The sequence below is a fragment of the Dechloromonas sp. CZR5 genome (genome assembly GCF_008711155.1).
GTDB lineage: Bacteria > Pseudomonadota > Gammaproteobacteria > Burkholderiales > Rhodocyclaceae > Azonexus.
Genome location: NZ_VUYQ01000005.1, coordinates 107,651 through 126,912, shown reverse-complemented (window position 1 = coordinate 126,912; position 19,262 = coordinate 107,651). Strand labels below are relative to the sequence as shown.

33 protein-coding genes are annotated in these 19,262 nt (G+C 58.3%); 2 read left to right on the top strand and 31 right to left on the bottom strand.

Annotated features, from left to right (window positions below):
• Positions 1-4: 4 nt before the first annotated feature.
• Positions 5-403 (bottom strand): acyl-CoA thioesterase, encoded by a 399-nt coding sequence (locus F1002_RS14350; RefSeq protein ID WP_150429734.1) that lies wholly within the window; start codon positions 401-403, stop codon positions 5-7.
• A gap of 93 nt (positions 404-496) precedes the next feature.
• Here F1002_RS14350 and F1002_RS14345 point away from each other — a divergent pair, with 93 nt between their 5' ends.
• Both F1002_RS14345 and F1002_RS14340 read left to right on the top strand, forming a co-directional pair.
• The gene (locus tag F1002_RS14345; RefSeq protein ID WP_150429733.1) at positions 497-2,305 is read left to right on the top strand and encodes an ABC transporter ATP-binding protein/permease; all 1,809 of its coding nucleotides are present in this window, start codon (positions 497-499) and stop codon (positions 2,303-2,305) included.
• Between the two features lie 105 nt (positions 2,306-2,410).
• Complete coding sequence (locus F1002_RS14340; protein ID WP_223879615.1) at positions 2,411-3,928, top strand: SpoIIE family protein phosphatase; 1,518 nt, start codon at positions 2,411-2,413, stop codon at positions 3,926-3,928.
• Positions 3,929-3,994: 66 nt separating this feature from the next.
• Here the strand turns inward: F1002_RS14340 and rplQ are convergent, their stop codons facing one another.
• From rplQ to tuf, 30 genes are all read right to left on the bottom strand, one after another.
• Entirely contained in the window at positions 3,995-4,396 is a 402-nt protein-coding gene (gene rplQ / locus F1002_RS14335) for a 50S ribosomal protein L17 (protein WP_150429731.1), read from the bottom strand.
• 56 nt (positions 4,397-4,452) lie between these two features.
• The gene (gene rpoA, locus F1002_RS14330; RefSeq protein WP_150429730.1) at positions 4,453-5,427 is read right to left on the bottom strand and encodes a DNA-directed RNA polymerase subunit alpha; all 975 of its coding nucleotides are present in this window, start codon (positions 5,425-5,427) and stop codon (positions 4,453-4,455) included.
• A 23-nt stretch (positions 5,428-5,450) separates the two neighbouring features.
• On the bottom strand, positions 5,451-6,080 hold the full coding sequence (gene rpsD / locus F1002_RS14325; RefSeq protein WP_150429729.1) for a 30S ribosomal protein S4: 630 nt from the start codon (positions 6,078-6,080) through the stop codon (positions 5,451-5,453).
• A gap of 12 nt (positions 6,081-6,092) precedes the next feature.
• Positions 6,093-6,482, bottom strand: coding sequence for a 30S ribosomal protein S11 (gene rpsK, locus F1002_RS14320; RefSeq protein WP_150429728.1), 390 nt, complete (start codon positions 6,480-6,482; stop codon positions 6,093-6,095).
• Positions 6,483-6,494: 12 nt separating this feature from the next.
• The gene (rpsM, locus tag F1002_RS14315) at positions 6,495-6,857 is read right to left on the bottom strand and encodes a 30S ribosomal protein S13 (protein ID WP_150429727.1); all 363 of its coding nucleotides are present in this window, start codon (positions 6,855-6,857) and stop codon (positions 6,495-6,497) included.
• 50 nt (positions 6,858-6,907) lie between these two features.
• A complete protein-coding gene (rpmJ, locus tag F1002_RS14310; RefSeq protein WP_011286109.1) occupies positions 6,908-7,021 on the bottom strand; it encodes a 50S ribosomal protein L36 in 114 nt (37 codons plus the stop codon).
• Positions 7,022-7,096: 75 nt separating this feature from the next.
• Positions 7,097-7,315 carry a translation initiation factor IF-1 gene (gene infA, locus F1002_RS14305; RefSeq protein ID WP_027456657.1) on the bottom strand — a complete coding sequence of 73 codons (219 nt, stop codon included), beginning with the start codon at positions 7,313-7,315 and terminating at the stop codon, positions 7,097-7,099.
• A gap of 9 nt (positions 7,316-7,324) precedes the next feature.
• On the bottom strand, positions 7,325-8,647 hold the full coding sequence (gene secY / locus F1002_RS14300; protein ID WP_150429726.1) for a preprotein translocase subunit SecY: 1,323 nt from the start codon (positions 8,645-8,647) through the stop codon (positions 7,325-7,327).
• Positions 8,648-8,667: 20 nt separating this feature from the next.
• The gene (gene rplO / locus F1002_RS14295) at positions 8,668-9,102 is read right to left on the bottom strand and encodes a 50S ribosomal protein L15 (protein WP_150429725.1); all 435 of its coding nucleotides are present in this window, start codon (positions 9,100-9,102) and stop codon (positions 8,668-8,670) included.
• Positions 9,103-9,105: 3 nt separating this feature from the next.
• Entirely contained in the window at positions 9,106-9,288 is a 183-nt protein-coding gene (rpmD, locus tag F1002_RS14290; RefSeq protein WP_150429724.1) for a 50S ribosomal protein L30, read from the bottom strand.
• A 3-nt stretch (positions 9,289-9,291) separates the two neighbouring features.
• Positions 9,292-9,819 (bottom strand): 30S ribosomal protein S5, encoded by a 528-nt coding sequence (rpsE, locus tag F1002_RS14285; RefSeq protein ID WP_150429723.1) that lies wholly within the window; start codon positions 9,817-9,819, stop codon positions 9,292-9,294.
• 27 nt (positions 9,820-9,846) lie between these two features.
• Positions 9,847-10,203 carry a 50S ribosomal protein L18 gene (rplR, locus tag F1002_RS14280; protein WP_150429722.1) on the bottom strand — a complete coding sequence of 119 codons (357 nt, stop codon included), beginning with the start codon at positions 10,201-10,203 and terminating at the stop codon, positions 9,847-9,849.
• 9 nt (positions 10,204-10,212) lie between these two features.
• Positions 10,213-10,743, bottom strand: a complete 531-nt coding sequence (rplF, locus tag F1002_RS14275) for a 50S ribosomal protein L6 (RefSeq protein ID WP_150429721.1) — start codon at positions 10,741-10,743, stop codon at positions 10,213-10,215.
• A 14-nt stretch (positions 10,744-10,757) separates the two neighbouring features.
• Entirely contained in the window at positions 10,758-11,153 is a 396-nt protein-coding gene (gene rpsH, locus F1002_RS14270; RefSeq protein WP_150429720.1) for a 30S ribosomal protein S8, read from the bottom strand.
• A 15-nt stretch (positions 11,154-11,168) separates the two neighbouring features.
• Positions 11,169-11,474, bottom strand: a complete 306-nt coding sequence (gene rpsN / locus F1002_RS14265) for a 30S ribosomal protein S14 (protein WP_150429719.1) — start codon at positions 11,472-11,474, stop codon at positions 11,169-11,171.
• A gap of 7 nt (positions 11,475-11,481) precedes the next feature.
• Positions 11,482-12,021, bottom strand: a complete 540-nt coding sequence (rplE, locus tag F1002_RS14260) for a 50S ribosomal protein L5 (RefSeq protein ID WP_150429718.1) — start codon at positions 12,019-12,021, stop codon at positions 11,482-11,484.
• A 9-nt stretch (positions 12,022-12,030) separates the two neighbouring features.
• Complete coding sequence (rplX, locus tag F1002_RS14255) at positions 12,031-12,351, bottom strand: 50S ribosomal protein L24 (protein WP_223879614.1); 321 nt, start codon at positions 12,349-12,351, stop codon at positions 12,031-12,033.
• Positions 12,352-12,358: 7 nt separating this feature from the next.
• On the bottom strand, positions 12,359-12,727 hold the full coding sequence (gene rplN / locus F1002_RS14250; protein WP_027456668.1) for a 50S ribosomal protein L14: 369 nt from the start codon (positions 12,725-12,727) through the stop codon (positions 12,359-12,361).
• A gap of 152 nt (positions 12,728-12,879) precedes the next feature.
• Positions 12,880-13,146, bottom strand: a complete 267-nt coding sequence (rpsQ, locus tag F1002_RS14245) for a 30S ribosomal protein S17 (protein ID WP_150429716.1) — start codon at positions 13,144-13,146, stop codon at positions 12,880-12,882.
• The gene (gene rpmC / locus F1002_RS14240) at positions 13,143-13,337 is read right to left on the bottom strand and encodes a 50S ribosomal protein L29 (protein WP_027456670.1); all 195 of its coding nucleotides are present in this window, start codon (positions 13,335-13,337) and stop codon (positions 13,143-13,145) included. Before rpmC ends, rpsQ begins: the two co-directional genes overlap by 4 nt.
• 2 nt (positions 13,338-13,339) lie before the next feature.
• Positions 13,340-13,753, bottom strand: a complete 414-nt coding sequence (rplP, locus tag F1002_RS14235) for a 50S ribosomal protein L16 (RefSeq protein WP_150429715.1) — start codon at positions 13,751-13,753, stop codon at positions 13,340-13,342.
• Positions 13,754-14,539 (bottom strand): 30S ribosomal protein S3, encoded by a 786-nt coding sequence (rpsC, locus tag F1002_RS14230; protein ID WP_150429714.1) that lies wholly within the window; start codon positions 14,537-14,539, stop codon positions 13,754-13,756.
• Positions 14,540-14,548: 9 nt separating this feature from the next.
• Positions 14,549-14,878 carry a 50S ribosomal protein L22 gene (rplV, locus tag F1002_RS14225; RefSeq protein ID WP_150429713.1) on the bottom strand — a complete coding sequence of 110 codons (330 nt, stop codon included), beginning with the start codon at positions 14,876-14,878 and terminating at the stop codon, positions 14,549-14,551.
• 9 nt (positions 14,879-14,887) lie between these two features.
• Positions 14,888-15,163, bottom strand: coding sequence for a 30S ribosomal protein S19 (gene rpsS / locus F1002_RS14220; protein WP_076091637.1), 276 nt, complete (start codon positions 15,161-15,163; stop codon positions 14,888-14,890).
• A gap of 10 nt (positions 15,164-15,173) precedes the next feature.
• Entirely contained in the window at positions 15,174-16,001 is an 828-nt protein-coding gene (gene rplB, locus F1002_RS14215; RefSeq protein ID WP_150429712.1) for a 50S ribosomal protein L2, read from the bottom strand.
• Positions 16,001-16,303, bottom strand: a complete 303-nt coding sequence (rplW, locus tag F1002_RS14210; protein ID WP_150429711.1) for a 50S ribosomal protein L23 — start codon at positions 16,301-16,303, stop codon at positions 16,001-16,003. Before rplW ends, rplB begins: the two co-directional genes overlap by 1 nt.
• Positions 16,300-16,923, bottom strand: a complete 624-nt coding sequence (gene rplD, locus F1002_RS14205; RefSeq protein ID WP_150429710.1) for a 50S ribosomal protein L4 — start codon at positions 16,921-16,923, stop codon at positions 16,300-16,302. Before rplD ends, rplW begins: the two co-directional genes overlap by 4 nt.
• Positions 16,924-16,932: 9 nt before the next feature.
• A complete protein-coding gene (gene rplC, locus F1002_RS14200) occupies positions 16,933-17,571 on the bottom strand; it encodes a 50S ribosomal protein L3 (protein WP_150429709.1) in 639 nt (212 codons plus the stop codon).
• Between the two features lie 110 nt (positions 17,572-17,681).
• Entirely contained in the window at positions 17,682-17,993 is a 312-nt protein-coding gene (gene rpsJ, locus F1002_RS14195; RefSeq protein ID WP_027456678.1) for a 30S ribosomal protein S10, read from the bottom strand.
• Positions 17,994-18,055: 62 nt separating this feature from the next.
• Positions 18,056-19,246, bottom strand: a complete 1,191-nt coding sequence (gene tuf, locus F1002_RS14190) for an elongation factor Tu (RefSeq protein WP_150429698.1) — start codon at positions 19,244-19,246, stop codon at positions 18,056-18,058.
• Positions 19,247-19,262 lie beyond the last annotated feature (16 nt).

Sequence of the window (19,262 nt, the reverse complement as noted above, 5' to 3'; positions counted from 1 at the left end):
CCACTCAGTTTTCGGGCGGAACATTCCGTTTCATGCCATTGCCGTCAATCGCCACATAGGTCAGTTCTGCCTCGGTAACCTTGACGATGATCGGAGCGGCGTAATTTCGCTCGGCATACACCTCGACACGCACCGTGATCGAGGTTGTTCCAACACGCACGATGTCGGCATAGAAGCTGACAATGTCGCCGACCGAGACTGGCTGCTTGAACATGAAGGAATTGACCGAAACGGTTGCTACCCGGCCCTTGGCGCGATGCATGGCGGGGATGGCCCCGGCGACATCGACCTGGGCCATTACCCAGCCGCCGAATACGTCGCCGTTCTGGTTGAGGTCTGCCGGCATCGGCACGACACGCAGCGTGCAGTGCTTGGCAGGAAGCGTAAGGGAAGCGGAAGTCATGATTTGCCCGTCACGAATGGATAGCGGGATTTTCCCGTAAAGCGGGCGGTTTTCATATACTTGCCCGACTCTTAACGATTGCCCCCTTTCTCCATGCGCCGCTCCACCGCTCTCCCCAAGCCACCCGCCGGTCAGGCACTTGCCCAAACCCACGTGTGGCTGACCTTGCGCACGCTGTTTCCCTACCTGTGGCGCTATCGGTTGCGGGTCATCGCCGCGCTGGGCTGCCTGATCGGCGCCAAGCTCGCCAATGTCGGCGTGCCGCTGATTTTCAAGGAGATGATTGACGGTCTGAGCAGCGAACAACAAGTGCTTGCCCTCCCCGCTTTGCTGCTCGCGCTGTACGGCATTCTCCGTTTTTCCACGTCGCTCTTTACCGAACTGCGCGAAATTCTCTTTGCTCGAGTCACTCAGCGCGCCGTACGCCAAGTGTCGCTGGAGGTTTTTGGTCACCTGCATGCGCTTTCGCTGCGCTTCCACCTGGAACGCCAGACCGGTGGCGTCTCCCGCGACATTGAGCGGGGCAGCCGTTCCATCTCGAGCCTGATTTCCTACACCCTGTATTCGATCCTCCCCACGCTCGTCGAGATCGGTCTCGTGCTGGCGATTCTTTTCGTGAAGTACGACATCGGCTACGTGATCATCACCCTCGCTTCGCTGATTGCCTACGTGGTATTCACGGTCCGGGTCAGTAACTGGCGCATCGACATCCGCCGGGCGGTCAATGAAAACGATTCGGCCGCCAACACGCGGGCCGTAGACAGCCTGCTCAACTACGAAACGGTCAAATATTTCAACAACGAAGCCTGGGAAGCCCGGCGTTACGATGAGCAACTGCTCAAGTGGGAGGAAGCGGCCACGCGCAGCCAGACCACGCTCGCTTACCTCAACCTCGGGCAGGCCGCGATTATCGCCGTCGGCGTGACCGCCATGATGTGGCGTGCCGCCAGCGGGGTCGTGGCCGGGGAAATGACCATCGGCGACCTGGTTCTGGTCAATGCCTTCCTGATCCAGTTGTACATGCCGCTCAACTTTCTAGGCATTGTCTATCGCGAAATCCGCCAGGCATTGACCGACATCGAGCGGATGTTCAACCTGCTGCACGAGAATCAGGAAATCGCCGATGCCCCCGATGCCCGGGAACTGCCATCGGGACCGTTGCAGATCAACTTCGACTCGGTCGACTTTGCCTACGAGTCCAATCGGCAAATCCTGCAGAACCTGAATTTCGCCATCGCACCCGGCAAGACCGTCGCCGTCGTCGGCCATTCAGGCGCCGGCAAATCGACCTTGGCCCGACTGCTCTACCGCTTCTACGATGTCCGCGGCGGTGCCATCCGCATCAACGGACATGACCTGCGCAGCCTTCGCCAGAGCAGCCTCAGGGCCGCCATCGGCATCGTTCCCCAGGACACGGTACTGTTCAACGACACTATTTTCTACAACATCAACTACGGTCGGCCTACCGCCAGTCGCGAAGAAGTCCTCGCCGCCGCCCGCGCCGCCCAGTTGCATGACTTCATCGAATCGTTGCCGCTCAAATACGACACCAAGGTCGGCGAGCGGGGGCTCAAGCTTTCCGGTGGAGAGAAACAGCGCGTCGCAATTGCCCGGACGCTCCTCAAGAACCCACCCATCCTTATTTTCGATGAAGCCACCTCGGCACTCGACTCGGCGACGGAGCGCGCCATCCAGGGCCAGCTCGAACAGGCGGCCATCGGACGCACGACACTGATCATTACGCACCGACTGTCGACCGTGATGAGTGCCGACGAAATATTGGTCATGAGCGCCGGTCACATCATTGAAAGGGGCACCCACCCGGCACTGCTCGCCGCCGGAGGGCAATACGCGACGATGTGGATGCTCCAGCAGCAGGAGGAACAGCAGAACATCGTCTGACGTACCCGCTTTCGGCATCGTCAGCCGGCCACGCGGCCCCTGCGGCGTGATAGGATTGTTGGCAATTTTTTTAGTTGGACCTACCTCTCTTCCATGAATGCCCTGATGTCCAAAATGAAGGTGTTGGCGGTCGATGACAACCGGACCAACCTGCACATCCTCCAGGTATTCCTGAAGAAACTCGGGCATGAGGTCATTCTTGCCGAGAACGGCGAAGAGGCGGTCCGCAAGTTCGAAACCGAATCCCCGGACCTCGTTCTGCTCGACATCATGATGCCCGTCATGGACGGCTTCGAGGCTGCGCGTCGCATCAAGGGCATGACCTGCGACCGGTGGACGCCGGTCATTTTCCTGTCGGCACTCAATCGCGACGAGAATTTGGTGGAAGGCCTCGATGCGGGCGCCGACGACTACCTGACCAAACCGATCAACTTCGTCGTCCTCGAAGCCAAGCTGCGTTCCATGCAGCGTTCGCTGTCGATGCAGCAAGTGGCCATCGATTCCTTGCATCGGGTCCAGGCCATTTCCGACAACGTCCTCGACGCCATTATCACATCGGATGAGCAAGGCATCGTCGTTTCAGCCAACCAGTCCGCCGAGCGTATTTTTGGCTGGAGCCAGAGCGAGATTGTCGGCCGGAATATCGCCATTCTGCTGCCAGGAGAATCCTCTGCCAAACCCGGCGAACAGCCAGGAAACGCCCGCCCGGCCATCCGGGCCAACGAACAGGAAGTGCTGGCCCGCCACAAGGATGGGCACCAGTTCCCCGCAACGCTGTCGATCAGTCAGGTCACGCTCGATAATCAGCAAATGAAAATTTGCGTCATCCGTGACATCACCGAACGCAAGCAAGCCGAGCAGCAACTGCGCGCCAACGCCCGGCAGCTGCAGACCTACTACGATCAAACGCAAGCCGAACAGCAACTGGCGCTTCGCTTGATGGAGAAGCAGCTGCACCGCAGCGGCCTGCGCGACCATCGCCTGAAATACAAGGTCATCCCTGCCGAGCATTTCAGCGGCGACATCGTTGCCGCCGCCCGGTCGCCCGACAATCGCTTCTACGCCTTGCTGGCCGACGCAACGGGGCACGGACTGGCTGCCGCCATCAGCGTCCTCCCCGTGCTTGCGCTGTTCTACCGGATGACCAAGTTGAACCGCACGGTTCAAGAGATCATTCTCGAACTGAATCAGCAATTGAGGGAATCGATGCCGGTCGGTCGCTTTGTCGCGCTCACCCTGGTTTGTCTTGATGAACAATCGCGCCAAGGCGAAATCTGGGTCGGCGGGACACCCGAGGCATTTCTATTCGATCGCTGGGGTCGGGCTACAAAAACATTCCCGTCGTCCAACCTGCCTCTTGGCATCGTTGCCAGCTCGGAGCTGGGTGGAGAACCTCAGTCATTCTCATGGGAAGCGGAAAATCAACTCGTCCTCTATTCGGATGGGCTGCAGGAGGCCACCAATCCGGCCAACGAGCAGTTCGGGACGTCCGGCTTGATACAGGCAATCGCGAACACCTCGCCCGGCGACCGCTTCCTGAAAATCGAAGCCGCGCTGGAAGCCCACCAGAATGGAACGCCTGCCAGCGACGATGTGTCGCTGATGTTGATCGATTGCCCCTAGACTGGGGCCGATCCTGGAAATAAAAAAGGCCGGAAATTCCGGCCTTTTTTATTGAGCAAAACTGACTTACTCGCCAGCCGATTCCTCGATCTCGACAGCTTCGGTCGGCTCCGGGCGATCCAGCAGTTCGACGAACGCCATCGGCGCATTGTCGCCGACGCGGAAGCCGCACTTCAGGATGCGCAAGTAGCCGCCCGGACGGGTAGCGTAGCGCGGGCCGATTTCGGCGAACAGCTTGACCACGATCTCGCGGTCGCGCAGGCGGTCAAATGCCAGGCGCTTGTTGGCGAGGGTCGGGTTCTTGCCGAGGGTGATCATCGGTTCGACGACACGACGCAGTTCCTTGGCCTTCGGCAACGTGGTCTTGATGGCCTCGTGGCGGAGCAGGGAAACGGTCATGTTGCGCAGCATCGCCAGGCGATGGCTGCTGGTACGGTTCAGTTTGCGAAGTCCATTGCGGTGACGCATGGTTAATCCTTTCTATGTTCTGCAGGCGTCCCTTGACTGCCCTGATCGGAAAAGGCTTACGCCTTTTCCAGACCGGCGGGCGGCCAATTTTCCAGTTTCATGCCCAGCGTCAGACCGCGTGCGGCCAACACTTCCTTGATCTCGTTCAGCGACTTGCGACCCAAGTTCGGGGTCTTGAGAAGTTCATTCTCGGTACGCTGGATCAGATCGCCGATGTAGTAGATGTTCTCGGCCTTCAGGCAGTTCGCGGAACGAACCGTCAGTTCGAGATCATCGACCGGACGCAGGAGAACCGGATCGACTTGGGCGGGCTTGGAAGCCTCGGCCACCGGGGCCGTGCCTTCCAGATCGGCGAACACGGAGAGCTGTTCCATCAGCACGCGGGCAGCGTAGCGGATGGCTTCTTCCGGCTCGACGACGCCGTTGGTTTCGATATCGACGATCAGCTTGTCGAGGTCGGTGCGCTGTTCGACACGGGCGCTTTCGACGGCGTAGGCCACGCGGCGAATCGGGCTGAACGAAGCGTCCAGAACGAGTTTGCCGATGGTCTTGGCGTCGCCGAGGTTGCGCACGTTACCCGGCACATAGCCGCGACCCTTCTCGACCTTGATCTCCATGGCGAGCTTGCCGCCCGGGGAGAGGTGAGCGATCACGTGTTCCGGATTGATGATTTCCACGTCGTGCGGCAACTCGATGTCGGCGGCACGAACGGCGCCTTCACCTTCCTTGACCAGCTTGAGGTTGACGACGTCGCGGTTGTGCAACTTGAAGACGATACCCTTCAGGTTCAAAAGGATATCGACAACATCTTCCTGCACACCATCAACGGTGGAGTACTCGTGGAGCACGCCATCGATGCCGACTTCCGTCGGCGCGTAACCAACCATGGACGACAGCAGGATGCGACGCAGTGCATTGCCCAAGGTATGGCCATAGCCGCGTTCGAACGGCTCCATGACCACCTTGGCCTGCACGGGCGAAACGCTCTGCACGTCAATGATACGGGGTTTCAGAAGTCCACTGCTTTGCATGGGCTAGATCCTCTGCTCAGTGCTTACTTCGAGTAAAGTTCGATGACGAGACCTTCGTTCAGGGTCGCCGGCAGTTCGGAACGTTGCGGCATGGCCTTGAACGTGCCCTTGCCTTCCTTCACGTCAACCGAAATCCACTCCGGGAAACCGCGGGATTCGGCGGCCTCGAGAGCGGCCTTGCAACGCAGGGAAGCGCGAGCACGGTCGGTCAGCTGGACGACATCGCCCGGCTTGACGAGGTAGGACGGGATATTGACGCGCTTGCCATTAACCAGAACGCCGTTGTGACGGACGATCTGACGGGATTCGGTACGCGATGCGCCGAAACCCATGCGGTAAGCGACGGAATCCAGGCGGGCTTCCAGCAGCTGCAGCAGGTTTTCGCCAGTCTGGCCCTTGCGGCGGTCGGCTTCGGCAAAGGTCTTGCGGAATTGACCTTCCAGCACGCCGTAGACGCGACGGATCTTCTGCTTAGCACGCAGGTGGACGCCATAGTCGGACAGACGGGCGCCGGACTTTTGACCGTGCTGGCCCGGAGCGTAGGAACGACGCTCAATGGCGCACTTGTCGGTAAAGCACTTTTCGCCCTTCAGGAACAGCTTTTCGCCTTCGCGGCGGCACTGACGGCATTTCGGATCGAGATTACGAGCCACTTGTCTTTCTCCTTAGATGCGGCGCTTCTTGGGCGGACGGCAGCCGTTGTGCGGCACCGGCGTCACGTCGGAAATCGCGGAAATCTTGATGCCCAGCGCATTCAGGGCGCGGACAGACGATTCACGGCCAGGCCCCGGGCCCTTGATGCGGACTTCGAGGTTCTTGATACCGCATTCCTGGGCAGCCTTGCCGGCCGCTTCGGCGGCAACCTGCGCAGCAAACGGGGTGGACTTGCGCGAACCGCGGAAGCCGGCACCACCGGAAGTTGCCCAGGACAATGCGTTGCCCATGCGATCGGTAATGGTGATGATGGTGTTGTTGAACGAAGCGTGGATGTGGGCAATGCCCTCGGCTACGTTCTTCTTGACCTTTTTGCGAACTTTAGGTGCAGTCTTTGCCATGTTCAGTCCCTATTACTTCTTGCCAGCGATGGCCTTGCGCGGGCCCTTGCGGGTACGTGCATTGGTACGGGTGCGCTGACCGCGGCAAGGCAGGCCCTTGCGATGGCGCAGACCACGGTAGCAACCGAGGTCCATCAGGCGCTTGATGTTCATGGTGACTTCGCGGCGCAGGTCACCTTCAACGGTGAACTTGCCCACTTCATCACGCAGACGGTCCATGTCCGAATCGGACAGGTCCTTCATTTTGGTAGTACGACCAATGCCGGCTGCATCACAGATTTTCTGTGCGCGGGTGCGGCCGATGCCGTAGATCGCGGTCAACGCGATTTCAGCATGCTGATGGTTCGGAATGTTTACCCCTGCAATACGGGCCATTCTATCGCTCCAATATTTCGAAAATTAACGAATGCCGACTCGACAGGGAATTAACCCTGGCGCTGCTTGTGACGCGGATCCTTGCAAATGATGCGCACGACACCCTTGCGGCGGATAACTTTGCAGTTGCGGCAGATGCGCTTCACTGAAGGTTGAACTTTCATGTTTTACTCCTCGTCTGCGAGAGCTTGGAAGCAGCCGTGATTCCTTGCCCTGCGGTTTATTGCGTAGAGAACTTTTTACTTGGCCCGGAAAACGATCCGGGCTTTCGATAAATCATATGGCGTCAACTGGACGGTAACCTTGTCGCCCGGAAGGATACGGATGTAGTGCATACGCATCTTGCCGGAGATAAAGCCATGGACGATATGCCCATTTTCCAACTTGACCTTGAAGGTTGCATTGGGGAGGTTCTCGACAACCTCACCCTGCATTTCGATGTAATCTTCTTTTGCCATGAGTAACTATTACTTGATCATCGGCGAACCCTTGAAGTTTGCTTTCTTCAAGAGACTTTCATATTGGTGCGACATTACGTAAGCCTGCACCTGAGACATGAAGTCCATGGTAACGACCACGATAATCAACAAAGAGGTACCACCGAAGTAGAACGGCACGTTCCACTTCAAGATCAGAAATTCCGGCAACAAACACACCACAGTGATATAGGCCGCGCCGATCAGGGTCAGGCGCATCAGAATCTTGTCGATGTAGCGTGCAGTTTGTTCGCCCGGACGAATACCCGGCACGAAGGCACCGCTCTTCTTCAGGTTGTCGGCGGTTTCCTTGGAATTGAAAACCAGCGCGGTATAGAAGAAGCAGAAAAACACGATCGCGGCAGCGTAGAGCATCACATAGATCGGCTGCCCAGGAGAGAGGGTTGCCGCCACATCCTTCAACCACAGCATGGACTCGCTCGAACCAAACCAGTTGGCGACGGTTGCCGGGAAGAGAATGATGGAAGACGCAAAAATCGGTGGAATGACACCCGACATGTTCAGCTTCAGCGGCAGATGCGAGCTCTGACCGCCATAAATCTTGTTGCCTACCTGGCGCTTGGCGTAATTGACCAGAATCTTGCGTTGGCCACGTTCAACGAAGACAACGAAACCGGTCACGAGGACCACCAAGACACAGATGATCAGCGCGGTCAGCGGATGCATCGCACCGGTACGAACCAGTTCCAGCAAGCCACCAATGGCATTCGGCAGTCCGGCGGCGATACCAGCGAAGATGATGATCGAGATGCCGTTACCCAGACCGCGTTCCGTGATCTGTTCCCCCAGCCACATCAGGAACATGGTCCCCGTGAGCAGCGTGGAAACGGTCGTCAGGCGGAACATGAAACCAGGATCATTGACCAAGCCAGCCTGAGCTTCGAGAGCTACGGCAATACCCAGCCCCTGGAAGAGGGCAAGAACGACCGTGCCGTAACGGGTGTACTGCGTAATCTTGCGACGACCAGCTTCACCCTCTTTCTTGAGGGCTTCGAGCTGTGGACTCGCCACGCTCATCAGTTGCATGATGATCGACGCCGAAATGTACGGCATGATCCCCAATGCAAAAATGGTGAATCGCGACAAGGCACCACCCGAGAACATGTTGAACATGCCCAAGATGCCGCCTTGTTGAGAATTGAAAAGGTCAGCCAGAACGTTGGGGTCAATCCCCGGAACCGGTATATGTGCGCCAATGCGGTAAACCACGAGAGCGCCCAGCAGGAACCACAGCCGGCGCTTGAGATCGCCGAACTTGCCACCCTTGCCTACGGTATTGGGATTTGCTGCCAACGTTCTAACCTTTCCCTTTGTTACTCGGCGACGGAGCCGCCAGCGGCTTCGATCGCAGCCTTGGCACCCTTGGTGGCGCCAACGCCCTTCAGGACAACCTTGCGGCTGATGGCGCCGGACAGGATGACCTTGGCGGACAGAGCGTCACCCGGAACGATACCGGCTGCTTGCAAAGCAAGCAGATCGATTTCGTCAACCGGCAGGCGATCCAGGTCGGTCAGGCGAACTTCGTAGTTGCGGGCGCGGGTCAATGAATTGAAACCGCGCTTCGGCAGACGACGCTGCAGCGGCATTTGGCCGCCCTCGAAGCCAACTTTGTGGAAGCCGCCGGAGCGGGACTTCTGACCCTTGTGACCACGACCGCAGGTCTTGCCGAGGCCGGAACCGATACCGCGGCCGACGCGCTTGGCGGCCTTCTTCGAGCCTTCGCCCGGCTTGATGGTGTTCAGACGCATGGTTTAACCCTCAACCTTTACGAGATACTGCACCTTCTGGATCATGCCGCGAACCGCCGGCGTATCTTCCAGAACAGCAGTACTGTTCAGCTTGCGCAGGCCCAGGCCACGCACGGTGGCGCGATGGTCCTGCTTGGTGCCGATGATGCTCTTGACGAGCTTCACAGTGATTTTCTTGTCAGCCATGACTTACCCCAGGATCTGATCAACAGACAGACCGCGCTTTGCAGCGATTTCTGCCGGCGTGTTGACCTTCGACAGACCGTCGATGGTGGCACGCACGATGTTGTAAGGATTGGTGGAGCCGTGAGCCTTGGCCACAACGTTGGTCACGCCGACAACTTCGAAGACGGCGCGCATGGCGCCACCGGCGATGATGCCCGTACCTTCCGGAGCCGGCTGGATCATCACGGTGGTTGCACCATGGCGGCCCATCACGGTGTGATGAACGGTACCGTTGCGCAGGCTGACCTTGGCCATCTTGCGACGGGCCTCTTCCATTGCCTTTTGAACGGCCACCGGCACTTCGCGGGACTTGCCCTTGCCCATGCCGATTGCGCCATCGCCGTCGCCAACCACGGTCAATGCAGCGAAACCGAGGATACGGCCGCCCTTCACCACCTTGGTGACGCGATTAACCGCAACCATCTTTTCGCGCAGACCGTCGTCGCGCTCTTCAGCCTGCTGCGGCTTCTTGTTTCTTTCAGGTTTAGCCATTTCTTAACCTCGTCCTTTCGCCGTCGGTTAGAACTTCAGGCCGCCTTCACGCGCGGCTTCAGCCAGCGCCTGAATACGACCGTGGTACTGGAGACCGGAGCGATCAAAAGCCACCTGCTCGATACCGGCGGCCTTGGCGCGCTCGGCGATCAGCTTGCCAACAGCAGTGGCAGCAGCCTTGTTACCGCCATTCGTGACATCGCCACGAACGTTCTTGTCCAGCGTGGAAGCCGATGCCAAGACCTTGCCGCCGCACGGCGAGATGATCTGGGCGTAAATGTGGCAGTTCGTGCGGTTAACGCACAGACGCACAGCTTTGAGTTCGGCGATTTTGGCCCGGGTTTTGCGGGCACGGCGCAAACGCGCTTGCTTCTTGTTAAACATATGCCACCCTTACTTCTTCTTGGTTTCCTTGATAACCACCACTTCGTCCGAGTAACGAACGCCCTTGCCCTTGTAGGGCTCCGGCTTACGATACGCACGAACTTCGGCAGCCACCTGACCGACTTGTTGCTTGTCTGCACCCTTCAAGACGATTTCCGTCTGGGTCGGGCACTCAACTTTCACACCAGCCGGCATCTTGTGCGCAACCGGGTGAGAAAAACCAAGGGAGAGGTTCAGCGTATCGCCGGCAGCCTGGGCACGATAGCCCACGCCAACCAGTTGCAGCTTGCGCTCAAAACCCTTGGAGACGCCGGTCACCATGTTGTTCAGGTTGGCACGCATGGTGCCCCACATGGCAGATGCGTTTTCCGCACCAGCAACCTTGGAAACAACAACGCTTTGACCTTCAACGGCGACTGCAACTGCCGGGTGGGCAGCGGTCTTCAAGGTACCCAACGGGCCCTTGACGACGATCTGCTCACCCACGGTGACTTCAACACCAGCCGGCAGCACGACGGGATTCTTACCAATACGAGACATGATCGGTCAGCTCCTTACGCCACGATGCAGAGGACTTCGCCACCAACCTTGGTAGCGCGGGCCTTGCGGTCGGTCATGACACCCTTCGGGGTGGACACAATCGCCACACCCAGGCCGTTCATGACGCGCGGAATATCTTCGCAGCCCTTGTAGATACGCAGACCAGGCTTGGAAACGCGCTCGATACGCTCGATGACCGGACGGCCAGCGTAATACTTGAGGGCGATTTCGAGGGTAGCCTTGCCGTCGTTCTGACGAACAGCGAAATCTTCAACATAACCTTCATCCTTGAGGACAGCCGCGATGGCAGCCTTGACCTTGGACGACGGCATGGACACAGACGCCTTTTCGGCGAGCTGGGCGTTGCGGATGCGGGTCAGCATGTCCGCGATCGGATCGCTCATAGCCATTTCTGTATCTCCTGATTACCAGCTGGCCTTAACAACACCCGGGATCTCGCCATTGAAGGCCAGCTCACGGATCTTGTTACGACACAGACCGAATTTACGGAAAACGCCACGCGGACGGCCGGTCAGCTGGCAACGATTGCGCAGACGGGACGGGCTGGAGTTACGCGGCAGAGCCTGCAGCTTCAGACGGGCTTCGTAACGCTCCTCGTCCGACAGGCTCACGTTGTTGAAGATTGCCTCGAGGGCAGCGCGCTTCTTGGCGTACTGAGCCACCAGCTTGCGGCGCTTTTCTTCACGGTTGATCAGAGCAAGTTTTGCCATGATTGCCTCAATTCTTGAACGGGAACTTGAAGGACGCCAGCAGAGCCTTGGCTTCTGCATCGGTCTTCGCGGTCGTGGTGATGCTAATGTTCATACCCCGCAGAGCATCGATCTTGTCGTACTCGATTTCCGGGAAAATGATCTGCTCCTTGACACCCATGTTGTAGTTGCCCTGGCCATCAAAACCCTTGCCAGAGATACCACGGAAGTCACGAACGCGCGGCAGCGCGATGGTGACCAAGCGATCCAGGAACTCGAACATACGCGGACCACGCAGGGTGACCATGCAACCGATCGGGTAACCATCACGAATCTTGAAGCCGGCGATCGACTTGCGAGCCTTCGTGGTGACCGGCTTTTGGCCGGCGATCTTCTGCATGTCGCCAACGGCGTTTTCCAGAACTTTCTTGTCGGCAACCGCCTCACCAACACCCATATTCAGGGTGATCTTGGTGATACGGGGCACTTCCATCACGGACTTGTAACCGAACTGCTTGGTCAGGTCGGAAACAACGGTGTCCTTGTAAAACTGTTGCAAACGCGCCATGTCCACCCCTTATGCGTTTACCAGTTCGCCGTTCGACTTGAACACGCGAACCTTGCGGCCGTCCTCGAGCACCTTAATGCCGACGCGATCGGCCTTCTTGGTTGCCGCATTGAACAGCGCAACATTGGAGATATGAATCGGCATGTCCTTATCAACGATGCCACCGGCCACACCCTTAATCGGGTTCGGCTTAACGTGCTTCTTGGCACGATTGACACCTTCAACGACAACATGCTCGGCATCAAGGCGGAGCACCACGATGCCGCGCTTGCCCTTGTCCTTGCCAGTGATGACGACGACTTCGTCGCCCTTGCGAATCTTTTCCATCATCCGCTCCTTACAGAACTTCCGGAGCCAGGGACACGATCTTCATGAAGCGCTCGGTACGCAGTTCGCGGGTCACCGGGCCAAAGATGCGCGTGCCGATCGGCTCGAGCTTGTTGTTGAGGAGGACAGCGGCATTGCCGTCAAAGCGTACCAGCGAGCCGTCCGGACGACGAACACCCTTGGCGGTACGAACCACCACGGCGTTATAAACATCACCCTTCTTCACGCGACCGCGCGGCGCAGCGTCCTTGATGCTGACCTTGACGATATCGCCAATACCAGCATAGCGGCGCTTGGAGCCACCCAGCACTTTGATACACATTACCGAACGCGCACCGGTGTTATCGGCGACGTCCAGAATCGTCTGCATCTGAATCATTTAAATTAACTCCAACTTAATCCGCTTGCGCGGTCAGTCTTGGAACCCGTACGGGTCGAACAACTTCACGGGTCCAGGACGGCGCCCGCAAAAAAGAAGCCGGATTATACCGGCTTCTTTTAATACTGCGCAAGCGTTTTTAAAAACTTTCGTTATACAACGATCGCCTTTTCCAGAACGCTGGTCACCGCCCAAGTCTTGGTACGGGAAACCGGGCGGGTTTCGACGATCTCGACGAGATCGCCGGCCTTGGCGGTGTTGCCGTCGTTATGGGCGTGATACTTCTTCGAACGAACCATCACCTTGCCGTACATCGGGTGCTTGACCTTACGTTCGACCAGGACGGTAACCGTCTTGTCCATCTTGTCGCTAACAACGCGACCGATCAGAGTGCGCTTGATGCTGGTGGTTTCGCTCATTGCTGCACCGCCTTTTCACGGATAAGCGTGCGAACGCGAGCGATATCGCGACGCACCTTGGACATTTGGCTGGTATTGGACAGCTGCTGGGTAGCAAGCTGCATACGCAGACCGAACTGGGCCTTCAAGAGGTCCAGCAATTCCTTGTTGAGCTCGTCCACGCTCTTGGTTCTCAATTCACTAGCTTTCATGATTACCCCAGATGACGAGTCACGAAGGTGGTGGCAATCGGCAGCTTGGCAGCGGCGAGAGCAAACGCCTCGCGAGCCAGCGCTTCGTTGACACCATCCATTTCATAAAGCACCTTGCCCGGCTGGATTTCGGCGACCCAGTACTCCGGGTTACCCTTACCGTTACCCATACGAACTTCGGCCGGCTTCTTGGAAATCGGCTTGTCCGGGAAGATACGGATCCAGATACGGCCACCGCGCTTGATATGACGAGTCATGGCGCGACGGGCGGCTTCGATCTGACGAGCCGTCAAACGACCGCGACCGATCGCCTTAAGGCCCCACTCACCGAAGGAAACCTTCGTACCGCGAGTCGCCAGACCTTCATTGCGGCCCTTGTGCTCCTTGCGGAACTTGCGACGATTAGGTTGCAACATTTAGGCACCTGCCTTTCTGACACCGCGCTTTGCACCAGCATCGCCATCAGCCTTCTTGACAGTGCGGGTACGCGGCTTGTCGCCTTCCGGCTTGCCCGGGGCGCGACGCGGACGGCGCTCTTCGGCTGCCGGCTCTTCGGCGACCGGCTGGGCATTACGGTCGAGCATATCGCCCTTGTAAACCCAGACCTTGATACCGATGATGCCGTAGGTGGTCAGCGCTTCGGAAGTTGCGTAGTCGATGTCGGCGCGCAGGGTGTGCAGCGGCACACGACCTTCACGATACCATTCGCTACGGGCGATTTCTGCACCGTTCAGACGACCGGCACTCATCACCTTGATACCCTGGGCACCGAGGCGCATGGCGTTCTGCATCGCGCGCTTCATGGCACGACGGAACATGATGCGCTTCTCGAGCTGCTGGGCGATCGAATCGGCGATCAGCTGGGCGTCGATTTCCGGCTTGCGGATTTCTTCAATCGAAACATGGACGGGAACGCCCATGATGCGCTGAAGATCCGTACGCAGTTGTTCGATATCCTCGCCCTTCTTGCCGATGACCACGCCCGGACGAGCGGAGTAAACGGTGACGCGGGCGTTCTTGGCCGGACGCTCGATCAGGACGCGACCAACGGAGGCGTGCGCCAGTTTACGCTTCAGGTACTCGCGTACCTTGACGTCTTCTTGCAGCATGCCCGGAAAGTCCTTGCTGTTAGCGTACCAGCGCGAACTCCAGTTCTTGGTGACGGCCAGACGGAAGCCAGTCGGATGAATTTTCTGTCCCATGGCTCTTCCTTAGTTACCAACGGTCAGATAAATATGGCAGGTCGGCTTGCTGATCCGATTGCCACGACCCTTGGCGCGCGCCGTGAAGCGCTTCAGCACCATACCTTTTTCGACGTAGATGACCTTGACCTTCAGTTCGTCGATATCGGCGCCGTCGTTGTGCTCGGCGTTGGCGATAGCCGACTCCAGCACCTTCTTGATGATACCGGCACCCTTGGTCGGGCTAAAGGCCAGGATATTGAGAGCCTGACCAACCGGCTTGCCGCGCACGAGATCCGCCACCAGGCGGCCTTTTTGCGCAGAGAGGCGTACGCCCCGCAGACTTGCACGAGTTTCCATGTCAGCTCCTTACTTCTTGGCCTTCTTGCCGGCGGTGTGACCCTTGAACGTACGGGTCAGCGAAAACTCGCCGAGCTTGTGACCGACCATATTCTCGGTGACGAACACCGGAATATGCTGCTTGCCATTGTGGACCGCGATCGTCAGGCCGATGAACTCGGGGAGGATCGTCGAACGACGCGACCAGGTCTTGATCGGGCGCTTGTCATTGGTGGCGCGAACTGCTTCGACCTTGTCGATCAGGTGCGCATCAATAAACGGGCCCTTTTTGAGAGAACGTCCCATTTCCTACCCCTTAACGCTTATGACGGCGCTGAACGATCATGCTGTTCGTGCGCTTGTTGCTGCGGGTACGGTAACCCTTGGTGGGCTGACCCCACGGGTTAACCGGAACACGACCTTCGCCGGTCTTACCTTCACCACCACCGTGCGGGTGGTCGATCGGGTTCATCGCAGTACCGCGGACGGTCGGACGAATACCACGCCAACGCTGAGCACCGGCCTTGCCGATCTTGCGCAGGTTGTTTTCTTCGTTACCGACTTCACCAACCGTTGCGCGGCACTCGACGTGCACACGACGAACTTCGCCGGAGCGCAGACGAATCTGGGCGTAGCTGCCTTCGCGGGCCAGCAGCTGAACCGAGGTACCGGCGGAGCGGGCGATTTGAGCACCCTTACCCGGCATCATCTCGACACAGCAGATGGTCGTACCGACCGGAATGTTGCGAATCGGCAAAGCATTACCGGACTTGATCGGCGCTTCCGAGCCGCTCATGATCTGCTGACCAACCACCATACCCTTGTTGGCGATGATGTAACGGCGCTCGCCGTCGGCGTAGCAAACCAGGGCGATGTTCGCCGTACGATTCGGATCGTATTCCAGACGTTCAACCTTGGCCGGAATACCGTCCTTGTTGCGCTTGAAATCAACGAGACGGTAAGCCTGCTTGTGACCACCGCCCTGATGGCGAACGGTGATACGACCATTGTTGTTGCGGCCAGCGTTCTTGGACTGGGACTCAACCAGACCGGCAAACGGCTTACCCTTGTGCAGATCGGCATTGACGACCTGAACAACGCCACGACGACCCGGGGAGGTCGGTTTGACTTTAACGAGAGCCATTATGCATTGCCCCCTTCAACGAAATTGATTTCCTGACCCGGCTTCAGGCTCACATAGGCCTTTTTCCAGCCCTTGCGACGGCCAGTTGCGCCCTTGAAGCGCTTGACCTTGCCCTTGACGTTGGCGACTTGAACAGCCTCAACCTCAACCTTGAACAGAAGCTCGACAGCAGCCTTGATCTCCGGCTTGGTCGCATCGGATGCGACACGGAAAACCACTTGCTCATGCTTGTCGGCAACATAGGTCGCCTTCTCGGAGATTTGCGGTGCCAGCAGTACCTGCATCAGACGCTCTTGATTCATCCCCACATCTCCTCGAACTTGGCCACGGCGTTCTTGGTCACCAGAACCTTGTTGAAGCGAACCAGAGAAACCGGATCAGCTTCCTGGGCTTCCAGAACCAGAACGTTGGGCAGGTTGCGCGACGACAGATAGAGGTTCTCATTCAGCTCGTCGGTCACAACCAGAAGATTGCCTTCCAGGCCCATGCCCTTCAACTTCTGGGCAAACAGCTTGGTTTTCGGCGCATCGATCGACAGATCGTCAACAACGACCAGGCGATCCTGACGGGCCAACTCGGAGAGGATCGCAGCCATACCGGCGCGGAACATCTTCTTGTTAACCTTCTGGGAATAGTTTTGATCCGGGGAGTTCGGGAAAATCCGACCGCCTCCACGCCACAGCGGGCTGCCGTTCGAACCAGCGCGGGCACGACCAGTGCCCTTCTGACGCCACGGCTTGGTGGTGGTGTGACGGACTTCGGAGCGATCCTTCTGCTTACTGTCACCGGAACGAGCATTCGCCTGATAGGCGACGACGATCTGATGCACCAGCGCTTCATTGAATTCGCGACCGAACAGCACGTCGGAAGCCTGCAGCTTGGCCGCTTCCTGACCTTGTTCGTTAATAACCTTCAGTTCCATGTCGCCCCCTTAAGCCTTGACTGCCGGACGCACGACGACGTCAGAACCCTTGGCACCCGGCACAGCGCCCTTGACCAGCAGCAGCTGACGCTCAGCGTCAACGCGAACAATGGTCAGACTCTGCAGGGTCGACTGCACGTCACCCAGATGGCCGGCCATGCGCTTACCCGGGAAAACACGCCCCGGATCCTGCGCCATACCAATGGAACCCGGCGCATTGTGCGACACCGAGTTACCGTGGGAAGCACGGTTGGAGCTGAAGTTGTGGCGCTTGATACCACCCTGGAAACCCTTACCGATCGAGGTACCGGTCACATCGACCTTTTGCCCTTCGGCAAAGATGGTGACAGCGACCTGATCGCCAGCCTTGAAATTGGCCAACTGATCAGCTTCGATCTGGAATTCCTTGAGCACATGCCCGGCTTCCACGCCCGCCTTGGCCAGATGGCCAGCGAGGGGCTTGGAAACACGCGAGGCACGGCGCTTGCCGAATGCGACCTGAATGGCTGCGTAGCCATCGATCTCCGGCGTTTTGACTTGGGTCACGCGGTTATTGGACACGTCAAGCACAGTCACCGGGATGGACGCGCCATCCTCAGCAAAAATGCGAGTCATGCCAACCTTGCGACCAACAAGGCCTAGACTCATGGTTATTCTCCTCATCGCCGGCTGCGATTGGCCGGTCGATGTAAAACAACAAATGGGCAGCCGTCGCCGGCCACCCCCGAAAGGCGCGAATTATATCCGCAAAACTACAATTACTGCAACTTGATCTCGACGTCGACGCCAGCCGGGAGATCCAGCTTCATCAGGGCATCAACAGTCTTGTCGGTCGGATCGACAATATCCATCAGACGCAGATGGGTACGGATCTCGAGCTGATCGCGGGAAGCCTTGTTCACGTGCGGCGAACGCAGGATGTCGAAACGCTGCTTGCGGGTCGGCAGCGGAACGGGACCACGAACGACAGCACCGGTACGCTTGGCGGTCTCGACGATTTCCTGGGCGGATTGATCGATCAGGCGATAGTCGAAGGCCTTCAGACGGATACGGATTTTTTGGTTTTGCATTTTCTTGGCTTCCAAAGAACGATGGGGCGAGGGTTACCCACCCCGATTTTCAAAAAGAACGATTACTCGATGATCTTAGCAACAACGCCGGCGCCGACGGTACGGCCGCCTTCGCGGATAGCGAAGCGCAGACCTTCTTCCATGGCGATCGGGGCGATCAGCTTGACCGTCATCTGGATGTTGTCACCCGGCATGACCATTTCAACGCCTTCCGGCAGCGAGATGGCGCCGGTCACGTCGGTCGTACGGAAGTAGAACTGCGGACGGTAGTTGTTGAAGAACGGGGTGTGACGACCACCTTCGTCCTTGGACAGAACATACACTTCGCCCGTGAAGTGGGTGTGCGGGGTGATGGAGCCCGGCTTGCACAGGACTTGACCACGCTCGACGTCTTCACGCTTGGTGCCACGCAGCAGGGCGCCGATGTTGTCGCCGGCTTGACCTTGGTCGAGCAGCTTGCGGAACATTTCGACACCGGTACAGGTGGTCTTCTGGGTCGGACGGATACCGACGATTTCGATTTCTTCGCCGACCTTGACGATGCCGCGCTCAACACGACCGGTGACAACGGTACCGCGACCGGAGATGGAGAAGACGTCTTCGACCGGCATCAGGAACGGCATGTCGACAGCGCGCTCCGGGGTCGGGATGTAGGAGTCCAGGGCGTCAGCCAGGCGGAAGATGGCGGGTTCGCCGATTTCGGACTGGTCGCCTTCCAGGGCCTTGAGTGCGGAGCCGTGGATGATCGGGGTGTCGTCGCCCGGGAAGTCGTACTTGGAGAGCAGCTCGCGCAGTTCCATTTCGACCAGTTCGAGCAGCTCGGCGTCGTCAACCATGTCGCACTTGTTCATGAAAACGAGAACGTACGGCACGCCAACCTGGCGGGCGAGCAGGATGTGTTCGCGGGTTTGCGGCATCGGGCCGTCAGCGGCGGAACAGACCAGAATCGCACCGTCCATCTGGGCGGCACCGGTAATCATGTTCTTGACGTAGTCGGCGTGGCCCGGGCAGTCAACGTGGGCGTAGTGACGGTTGGCGGTTTCGTATTCGACGTGGGCGGTATTGATCGTGATACCGCGAGCCTTTTCTTCCGGCGCAGCGTCGATTTCATCGTACTTCTTGGCAGCACCGCCGAACTTGGCCGACAGCACCGTCGTGATCGCAGCGGTCAGCGTGGTCTTGCCGTGGTCAACGTGACCAATCGTGCCAACGTTTACGTGCGGTTTCGTACGCTCGAATTTTTCCTTAGCCATTATCGGTTCTCCAATA

Bases quoted from the DNA above. Each gene is read 5' to 3' on its own strand.
- F1002_RS14350 (WP_150429734.1), bottom strand. From the start codon at position 403: ATGACTTCCGCTTCCCTTACGCTTCCTGCCAAGCACTGCACGCTGCGT.
- F1002_RS14345 (WP_150429733.1), top strand. From the start codon at position 497: ATGCGCCGCTCCACCGCTCTCCCCAAGCCACCCGCCGGTCAGGCACTT.
- F1002_RS14340 (WP_223879615.1), top strand. From the start codon at position 2,411: ATGTCCAAAATGAAGGTGTTGGCGGTCGATGACAACCGGACCAACCTG.
- rplQ (WP_150429731.1), bottom strand. From the start codon at position 4,396: ATGCGTCACCGCAATGGACTTCGCAAACTGAACCGTACCAGCAGCCAT.
- rpoA (WP_150429730.1), bottom strand. From the start codon at position 5,427: ATGCAAAGCAGTGGACTTCTGAAACCCCGTATCATTGACGTGCAGAGC.
- rpsK (WP_150429728.1), bottom strand. From the start codon at position 6,482: ATGGCAAAGACTGCACCTAAAGTTCGCAAAAAGGTCAAGAAGAACGTA.
- rpsM (WP_150429727.1), bottom strand. From the start codon at position 6,857: ATGGCCCGTATTGCAGGGGTAAACATTCCGAACCATCAGCATGCTGAA.
- rpmJ (WP_011286109.1), bottom strand. From the start codon at position 7,021: ATGAAAGTTCAACCTTCAGTGAAGCGCATCTGCCGCAACTGCAAAGTT.
- infA (WP_027456657.1), bottom strand. From the start codon at position 7,315: ATGGCAAAAGAAGATTACATCGAAATGCAGGGTGAGGTTGTCGAGAAC.
- rplO (WP_150429725.1), bottom strand. From the start codon at position 9,102: ATGCGTCTGAACACCATCAAGCCGGGCGAAGGCTCGAAGAAGGCCGCC.
- rpmD (WP_150429724.1), bottom strand. From the start codon at position 9,288: ATGGCTGACAAGAAAATCACTGTGAAGCTCGTCAAGAGCATCATCGGC.
- rpsE (WP_150429723.1), bottom strand. From the start codon at position 9,819: ATGGCTAAACCTGAAAGAAACAAGAAGCCGCAGCAGGCTGAAGAGCGC.
- rplR (WP_150429722.1), bottom strand. From the start codon at position 10,203: ATGTTTAACAAGAAGCAAGCGCGTTTGCGCCGTGCCCGCAAAACCCGG.
- rplF (WP_150429721.1), bottom strand. From the start codon at position 10,743: ATGTCTCGTATTGGTAAGAATCCCGTCGTGCTGCCGGCTGGTGTTGAA.
- rpsH (WP_150429720.1), bottom strand. From the start codon at position 11,153: ATGGCTATGAGCGATCCGATCGCGGACATGCTGACCCGCATCCGCAAC.
- rpsN (WP_150429719.1), bottom strand. From the start codon at position 11,474: ATGGCAAAACTTGCTCTGATCAACCGTGAAGAAAAGCGCCGCAAGCTG.
- rplE (WP_150429718.1), bottom strand. From the start codon at position 12,021: ATGGCGCGTTTGCAACAGTTTTACAAGGACACCGTTGTTTCCGACCTG.
- rplX (WP_223879614.1), bottom strand. From the start codon at position 12,351: ATGATGGAAAAGATTCGCAAGGGCGACGAAGTCGTCGTCATCACTGGC.
- rplN (WP_027456668.1), bottom strand. From the start codon at position 12,727: ATGATTCAGATGCAGACGATTCTGGACGTCGCCGATAACACCGGTGCG.
- rpsQ (WP_150429716.1), bottom strand. From the start codon at position 13,146: ATGAGCGAAACCACCAGCATCAAGCGCACTCTGATCGGTCGCGTTGTT.
- rpmC (WP_027456670.1), bottom strand. From the start codon at position 13,337: ATGAAAGCTAGTGAATTGAGAACCAAGAGCGTGGACGAGCTCAACAAG.
- rplP (WP_150429715.1), bottom strand. From the start codon at position 13,753: ATGTTGCAACCTAATCGTCGCAAGTTCCGCAAGGAGCACAAGGGCCGC.
- rpsC (WP_150429714.1), bottom strand. From the start codon at position 14,539: ATGGGACAGAAAATTCATCCGACTGGCTTCCGTCTGGCCGTCACCAAG.
- rplV (WP_150429713.1), bottom strand. From the start codon at position 14,878: ATGGAAACTCGTGCAAGTCTGCGGGGCGTACGCCTCTCTGCGCAAAAA.
- rpsS (WP_076091637.1), bottom strand. From the start codon at position 15,163: ATGGGACGTTCTCTCAAAAAGGGCCCGTTTATTGATGCGCACCTGATC.
- rplB (WP_150429712.1), bottom strand. From the start codon at position 16,001: ATGGCTCTCGTTAAAGTCAAACCGACCTCCCCGGGTCGTCGTGGCGTT.
- rplW (WP_150429711.1), bottom strand. From the start codon at position 16,303: ATGAATCAAGAGCGTCTGATGCAGGTACTGCTGGCACCGCAAATCTCC.
- rplD (WP_150429710.1), bottom strand. From the start codon at position 16,923: ATGGAACTGAAGGTTATTAACGAACAAGGTCAGGAAGCGGCCAAGCTG.
- rplC (WP_150429709.1), bottom strand. From the start codon at position 17,571: ATGAGTCTAGGCCTTGTTGGTCGCAAGGTTGGCATGACTCGCATTTTT.
- rpsJ (WP_027456678.1), bottom strand. From the start codon at position 17,993: ATGCAAAACCAAAAAATCCGTATCCGTCTGAAGGCCTTCGACTATCGC.
- tuf (WP_150429698.1), bottom strand. From the start codon at position 19,246: ATGGCTAAGGAAAAATTCGAGCGTACGAAACCGCACGTAAACGTTGGC.